This is a genomic window from Amycolatopsis sp. NPDC058278 (genome assembly GCF_042881395.1).
GTDB lineage: Bacteria > Actinomycetota > Actinomycetes > Mycobacteriales > Pseudonocardiaceae > Amycolatopsis.
Map to the genome: position 1 here is coordinate 1 of NZ_JBHVXZ010000226.1, position 7371 is coordinate 7371.

Annotated in this window: 5 protein-coding genes; all 5 read left to right on the forward strand. The window is 70.4% G+C overall.

Going from position 1 to position 7371, the window contains the following annotated elements; translation table 11 throughout:
* Positions 1 to 134 precede the first annotated feature (134 nt).
* A complete protein-coding gene (locus tag ACFVYA_RS48825) occupies positions 135 to 608 on the forward strand; it encodes a hypothetical protein (RefSeq protein ID WP_387055371.1) in 474 nt (157 codons plus the stop codon).
* Positions 609 to 715: 107 nt separating this feature from the next.
* Complete coding sequence (locus tag ACFVYA_RS48830) at positions 716 to 3661, forward strand: SUMF1/EgtB/PvdO family nonheme iron enzyme (RefSeq protein WP_387055373.1); 2946 nt, start codon at positions 716 to 718, stop codon at positions 3659 to 3661.
* Positions 3661 to 4563 carry an AAA family ATPase gene (locus ACFVYA_RS48835; protein WP_387055375.1) on the forward strand — a complete coding sequence of 301 codons (903 nt, stop codon included), beginning with the start codon at positions 3661 to 3663 and terminating at the stop codon, positions 4561 to 4563. The genes ACFVYA_RS48830 and ACFVYA_RS48835 overlap by 1 nt, the downstream gene beginning before the upstream one ends.
* Before the next feature lie 2 nt (positions 4564 to 4565).
* Positions 4566 to 6617: a hypothetical protein gene (locus ACFVYA_RS48840; RefSeq protein WP_387055377.1), complete on the forward strand. Its 2052-nt coding sequence runs from the start codon at positions 4566 to 4568 to the stop codon at positions 6615 to 6617.
* A partial coding sequence (gene aat, locus ACFVYA_RS48845) for a leucyl/phenylalanyl-tRNA--protein transferase (protein ID WP_387055379.1) occupies positions 6614 to 7371 on the forward strand: 758 nt, incomplete at its 3' end. The genes ACFVYA_RS48840 and aat, both read left to right, overlap by 4 nt.

A 7371-nucleotide genomic window follows, 5' to 3' on the forward strand; every position in this document is an offset into this window, starting at 1 on the left:
CGAACACTAGTCCCCGACCGCGGTTGATGGGGTCGCCTAATCGGGGGACAGTCGGGTGTGGACAGGCCGCCTACTATGGGAGGCTTCACGATCGGGTGAGGGCCGGGTTTCGGAGAGGGCGGGGTGGGGAAGTCGTGCCGGTGGTGGAGGCGTCGGTGATCGCCGGGATGGCGATCGCGTGGGCGGTGCGTAAGGCCCGCCGGGCGGGTGGCCGGGTGGATGAGACGGTCGACGCGGCGATCGACGCGGGCTGCGACCGGCTGCACGAGGTGGTGCTGGCCAAGCTGGGTGAGCCGGTCCAGCAGGATTTGGCCGAGGAAGCCGGCAGCGAGTCGGGTCAGGTCAGTGAGTTGACCCGGCAGCAGGTCGAGATGGCGGTCGCCGCGGCGGCCCGCCGTGATGAGGCGTTCGCCCGGACGGTGACCGGCCTGCTGGAGCAGATCCGCCAGGCCGAGCAGGCCGCGGGTACGCAGGTGTTGGCCGCGCCGGGGTCGACGGTGTTCACCGGGGACGTGACCGCGACCGCGTACGACCGGGCGACCGCGATCGGGCAGGCCAGCACCGTACACATCGGCCACCAGCCGCAGGAGGAGCCGGGCCCTCGGTAGCCGGGCCGGCCCGGCCACCTACCGGACCCGGAGACGACAGCGGCGTGCCTGGCCCGACGCCGCGGTGGCAACACCCGCCCGACCAACCCGGCCCGGGTGGCCCGGGTGTGGCCGGGTACGGGGCGCAGGGCGGGGTCGGAATCGGCAGTACGGCGACGGTCAACGTGTTCCTGCCCGGCGCCGGCCCGCTGGTGACGACCCGGTCGGCGTATCTGGCGCAGGTCTGCCGGATCGCCGAATCGGTCTTGCAGGACCGGGACCCGGAGTTGGCGGAGGTCCGCGGGACCGAGATGCGCAGCGCGATCGGCATGCCGCCACCGGCCGCGGTCGCCGAACCGCTCATCCGGTTGCAGGCTGCCCAGCCGATGGCCGAGGAGCCGATCGCGCCGCTCTACGTGCGAACCAGCGACGGACATGTCGCCCTTCCGGACTACTTCGACGACTGTCCCGGGCCGCTGATCGCCATCATGGACTTCCCGCTCGACATCGTCGACGCGATCGGGCGGCTGGCCGCCGGCCAGGGCTACGGGTACTGCTGCGTCCTGCCCGGCCAGAGCCCGGAGGGCATCGAGAGCCAGCTGGACGGCCTGCGGACGCTGTTCGTCGACTTCTCCCCGGCCGCCCTGTCCGACGCCGGGCCGCCGCCCGGCCCCTTCCTCGAGCACGTGTTCCGGGCAGCCGAGCGGGCCGGCGTGCGCTGCGCCGCCTTCCTGCCCCGCTACCTCGCCGCCCGGCCCTATTCGTCGTCGCTGCCCGACACGCCGTACCTGTGCGAGAGCGGCCCGATGTTCCACGCCAGCTACGCCCGCCGCACCGAATGGCTGCGGGAGAACACGAAGGTGCGCCGCCTCGGCCGCCCGCTCGACCGGCTGCTCGCCGTCAACAGCGACGCCGCGGTGCGGCTCGTGGCCGACTTCTTCCGGGCCCAGGACCTCTCCGGCACGCTGGAGGTCACCCCGGCCAACCCGGGCTCGCTCGACGTCCTGGCCCGGCTGGCCGACCTGCTGGCCCGCTCCCGCTTCTACGAGCTCGCGTTCCGCCTCGAACGCTACTGCCGCACCTTCCAGTCGGCCCGCACCGACCAGCTGATCAGCGCCAACCTGCACCCGCGCGAGCCGGGGATCATCGGCCTGCTGCGCGACGCGGCCGTGCTGCCGCCCGGGCTCGACCGGGCCGTGCTGCTGTCGGTCCCCGGCGGCGGCAAGTCCACGCTGCTGCGGCAGATCGACCTGGCCGCGACCGTCCCGGCCCTCGCCGACGACGCGGCCGCCCCGGCGGTGACGTTCCGGATCGCGCGCAGCTGCCAGGACCGGACCACCCTGGCCGACCAGATCGCCGGCCAGCTGCGCGGCGACGGCCGGGCCCACCGGGCCATCGCCGACGCCTTCCCCCGGGTCCGGCTCGGTGACGTCTTCGCCTCCCGGGTGCAGCTGCTGCTCGACACGGACGGGGTGCTACGCGCAGCCGACCTGGACACCCTGGAGACCACCCTGGCCGAGATCGCCGGGCCGCCGGAGAACACCGGCTACCTGCTGTCGGTCACCAACGAGACGCCACCGGCCCAGCGCTCCGTCCCCGGCATCGAGCTGCGCCGGTGGACGACGGCCCAGATCGAGCGCACCCTCGGCCCCCGCTTCCGGGAGTTCCTCGACCTCGAGCGCTACGCCCCCGGCCTCAGCGACCTGCTGCGCTCCCCGTTCCTGCTGCTCGCGCTCAGCCGCCAGCCGGCCGGCGAGCGGCTGGCCATCGGCGACGCTCTCGGACAGGTCGTCGTGGCCCGCCTCAAAGGGCTCCCGCAGCGCGACGAGATCTACCGCAACCTGAGCCGGCTGGCCATCGGCGGCGGCGCCGCGCCGGCGCCGGACCAGGACTGGCTCGCCGACGCGGCCGAGGTCGGGCTGGTGGTCCGCGACACCGGCCGGGTGCGGTTCGAGAACACCCTGATCCGGGAGTATTTCCTGGCCTGCGCCCTGGTCGACGACGGCACGCCGGCCGCCGCGCTGGCCTCGATCCCTGATCGGGACAGCCGGCGTCGCGTCGGCGTCCTCTGCGTCGACCTGCTCGACCAGCCCCAGGTCGAGCCGTTCGTGCGCTCCCTGGCCGGCCACGATGCCGTGCTCGCCCACACGGTCGCCCTCTACGCGTCGTGGCGCAGCGGCGGGCCCGTGCTGACCGCTGAGACGGCATCCGCTGTCCTGCAGCTCGGCTCACTTACCGCGCTCGGCCCGGCCGACCCGCGCATCCAGCCCGACCGCATGGTCCCGGCCGGGCCCGACTTCACGATCGCGCCCTACCCCACCACCAACTGGGAGTTCCTGGCCTTCGTCAAGGACGGCGGTTACGCGCGCCCGGAGTTCTGGTCGGCCGAGGGCCGGCGCTGGCTCACCCGCTCCGGCGGGCCGCAGCAGCCGCAGAGCTGGAGCCACCCCGAGCGGACCGCACCCAACCAGCCGGTCCGCGGGGTCTCGTTCTTCGAGGCCGAGGCCTACTGCTGCTGGCTCTCGGCTCAGCACGACAATGTCGGCTTCTGGCTGCCGTCGGCCGCCCTGTGGGACCTGGTCGCGCACGGCGAGCAGCGCTACGTCTGGGCCGCCGTCCTCGACGGCGTCCACGAGACCGCCGAACTGCTCAGCGAACCGCTCGGCGCCGACGGATACCTGCCCGCCACGGTCATCGCCCGGCTCCGGCAGGTCAACCGCAAGGCCGCCGACCTCGGCAGCAAAGCCATGCAGCGGTACGACGACACCGCCGCCCACGACCCGTACGCGCCGATCGGCACCGGCGCCCCCAACGCCCTCGGCGTCTACGACCTCTACGGCCTGTGCTGGCAGTGGTGTGCCACCAGCGTCGACGGCGCGGACATCGAGCCGTTCTGGCACGCGGCCCAGCAGCCCGCGGCCGAGACACCCCTGCTGGTCAAGGGCGGCACCGCCGGCGGCCGGAACCTGCCCGCCTTCTGGTCGTTCATCGGCAGCTGGTTCATGCCCGGCGTGCAGTATGACGGCATCGGTTTTCGAACAATGAGCTACGAAACTTCCAAGGGGAAGTGGTAATGGCGAACGAATACGTGGTCCTCGAAGGAAAACCGGTCCAGCTGGCCCGGCCGGTGCGAGTGCCCCAGCGCTCCTTCGTCGGCCGGGAGAGCGAGCTCAACCTGTGCAAGATGGCGTGGGGGATCGACCTTTTCTCCAACCGGTTCGTCGACTCGGACCTGCCGCCCTTCAACTTCCGGCTCGAAGGACCACCCGGCGTCGGCAAGAACGAGATCGTCTACGAGGTCGCCCGGCAGACCGGCCGCCCGCTCTTCATCATCCAGGGCCACGAGGAGCTGACCCCGGAGGATCTCTCCCTGCTGCTGGTCCCGGCGGCGAGACGCCAGGCCGAGCCGTCCGACCCCGACTCGTACGAGGTGATGGAGGACGACCGACCCGGCGACCTGATCCTGCAGGCCAGCCCGCTCGCCACCGCGATCATCGTCGGCGGCCTGTGCTTCTTCGACGAGATCAACCGGGCCCCCGAGCGGGCGCTGAGCCCGCTGTCGTCCGTGCTCGACGACCGGGTCGCCCTCTACTCCGCGATGACCGGGATGTTCGTCGAACCCCAGGACGACGACGCCCGCCGCGGCTTCCGGTTCTGCTGCGCCCTCAACCCGCACATGACCAGCTCCGGGCGCAACCTGCCGGAATACATCGAACAGCGGACCCTGCCCCGGATCAAGATGGAGCCGCCGGAGTACAAGGACCTGGTCGCGATCATCGAGCGGGCGCTGAAACCTCCGGCCGACCTGCTGGCTGCGTTCGAGGAGTGGTACAGCCAGGAGCGCAACCTGGAGATCTCGGTACGGCAAGCGCTCGCCCTCGTCCACTACGCGATGCAGCACCACGAGTCGTCGCCTTCCGGCTCCGGCGACAAGGTCAGCCTGCTGCAGCGGGTCCGCAACTACATCCTGACCTGACCATGCTGCCCTACCTCGCGGTCCAGAAGGTGTACATCGTGCCGGTCATGCGGAACCGGCTGAACTTCTGCGTCCTGTTCCGCCAGGCCTTCGAGGAGCTGAAACTCGGCCCGCGCGACCTGATCGCGGTCGAGGTCCCCGCCCACATCAAGGACGCCTACCTCGAGTGCGTGGCCGACCTGCCGAAGGTCTCGGTCGTGCACACCGCCGGCGACGACGGCAAGACCCGGGAGATCTTCACCATCACGCCGTGCGACGCGGTCGCCGAAGCCACCCGTACCGCCCGGGAAAACGGGATCGACGTCGCGTTCATTGACCGGACCCTGTCCCCGTCCGCCCTGGAAGGACGCCAGTGCGTCGACAACCCGGCCTGGCCCGACGACGGCTTCGCCCTGATCAAGGGCATAGAGTGGTACATCGCGCAGGTCGACGAACTGCTGGCCGTGCCACCCGCCCGCTCCGACCCGGTCGACGAGTGGCGCGAGTCCTACATGGCCGGGCAAATTCAAGAACTTGCTCCTTGGTACGACCGGATCATGGTCGTCTGCGATCTCGTGCACGCCCGGCCGCTCATGGCCCAGTTGCAGCAGCCACCGGACAGCCAGCTGCTCGACGACGACCGCACCGACAACCTGCGCGTACGGCGCCTGCGGCCCAGCCTCAGCCATCTGCTGCAGAGTCTCGACGACATTCCGAGGCTGGTCGAGGCGTATGACCACAAGCGCCACGTCGCCCTCAACTTCTGGAAGATGCGCGAGATCGTCGCCATCGTCCACCACCTGGCCAAATCCTCCCCCGACATGGCCTTCTCGGTGCGCAACTACGACGCGTTCACCAGCCTGCTCACCAAGATGGGCGAGTGCCAGGGGCGGCTGTCGCCGACCCTTGACGACGTACGGCTGGCGGGGGTTTCGTGTTTCAACGACGCGTTCGGCGAGCGCATCTTCCGGCACCTGCTCGGCTACTTCGACGACCTGAAAGTCGGCCGGGTCAAAACCGTGGCCCGCCCGCTCGACACCGAGTCCCGCTTCTACGAGCTGCAGGTCGCGCCGTCGGCCGCGCCCGAATACGTCGCCCGCAACTGCAACCCCTGGATCACCGAATACGAGATCCAGAGCGAACCCCGCCCGCCCGAGGACTACCCACGCGGCGGCACCCACAGTGAGGTGGCCTGGCCGCCCTGCGACCGCTTCGCCGACGAGATGCGCCGCAAGGCCCACCGGGTGCTGACCACCGCCACCGTGCAGACCACCAGCATCCGGTTCCGGGGCTCGATCGAGTCCGGCGTCGACGTGCGGCGGACCATGCGCAGCCAGCTGCTCCAGCGCTCCCCCGACCTCGACACCCCCCGCTCCGGCCCCGAGATCTACGTCCGCAAGATCGAGCGAACTGTCTCCGACGGCTACGAATGGCTGCGCGAACCCACCGCCTGGATCCTCGACACCCCCGCCGACATCGACACGTTCCGCTTCACCTACGGCACCGGCGGCGACAAGGGCGAAAAGTTCGCCCTCGACTGGCGGTTCAGCCAGGAACGCCGCTCGGTGTCCCACTCCGACGACCTGAAGGTGGAATACGAGAGCACCCCGGGCTACCTCGCCTTCATGGACCTCACCACCACCGGCCGCCAGGCCCGGGCCGCGTTCGGCGCTGACTTCGGCCGCCGAACCCCGGTAGTCTCGTCGTTCCGCAACGTCGCGATCGGCAACCGATGGGAGCTGGCACCGCGCGCCCTCGACGACGTCGAGTTCGAAATAGAGTCCTGGTGGGAGGCGCTCATTCTGGCCGGCCTCATCTACTGCGAGGCACGCCTGGTCTGCGTGGCCCCCGCCGACCTGCGCATCCCCAACCGGGTGCTGCATTATGCGAACTCGCACCGCAAGTCGATCCACCGGGTGCCGCTCGGCGCCTTCGACCGCGACGAACAGCGTAAACTGTCCCACCTATACTGGGTCGACGGCGTCTGGAAACCACCACGCGACTCCAACGACCCGAAATTCCACGAATTCCTGATCCGCAAGTACGGCGACCAGATGACCCGGTCCTGGGGATGATCCTCGCCTCCGACCTCCGCCAGTCCCGCTCGGCCGCCGGATTCCCCCCGATCACCGCGGCCCGCGCGAACGGCCTCCTCGCGGTCGGCGGCGACCTCAGCCCGGAACGGCTGCTGGTGGCCTACGCGAACGGCATCTTTCCCTGGCCGATCTCCGCCAAGGGGCCGATACCGTGGTTCTGCCCGAGCCCGCGGACCGTCCTGCTGCCCGGCGAGATCCGGGTCGACCGCAGCCTGCGCCGGGCCGTGCGCCGGGCCCGTTTCACCATTACCTTCGACCGGGCGTTTGCCGGGGTGATCGCGGGGTGCGCTGCGGTTCCGCGCCGGGAGAAGGGCACCTGGCTGACGCCGGCCATGATCCGCGCTTATCGCCGGTTGCATGAGCTCGGCTTCGCCCACTCGGTCGAGGCGTGGCTGTCAGACAGGCTGGTTGGTGGCCTCTACGGCGTTTCGCTGGGGAGCGCGTTCTTCGGCGAGTCCATGTTCACGCTGGAGTCGGACGCTTCCAAGATTGCGCTGTTCACGCTGCTCGGACAGCTTGAAGCCTCGCAGTTCGACTTCCTGGACTGCCAGATGACCACGCCGCATGTGCTGCGGCTGGGTGCGGTCGAATGGCCCCAGTCGCAATTCCAGGAGGCTCTCGCCGAAGCCATGACCAAGGAGACCCGGCGGGGGTCCTGGTCTTCGCTTGTCTCCTCCCCCGACGTCGGCGGGAGTTCTTCCGCGGTGGCCCCGGGGTCGGGGACTAGTGTTCA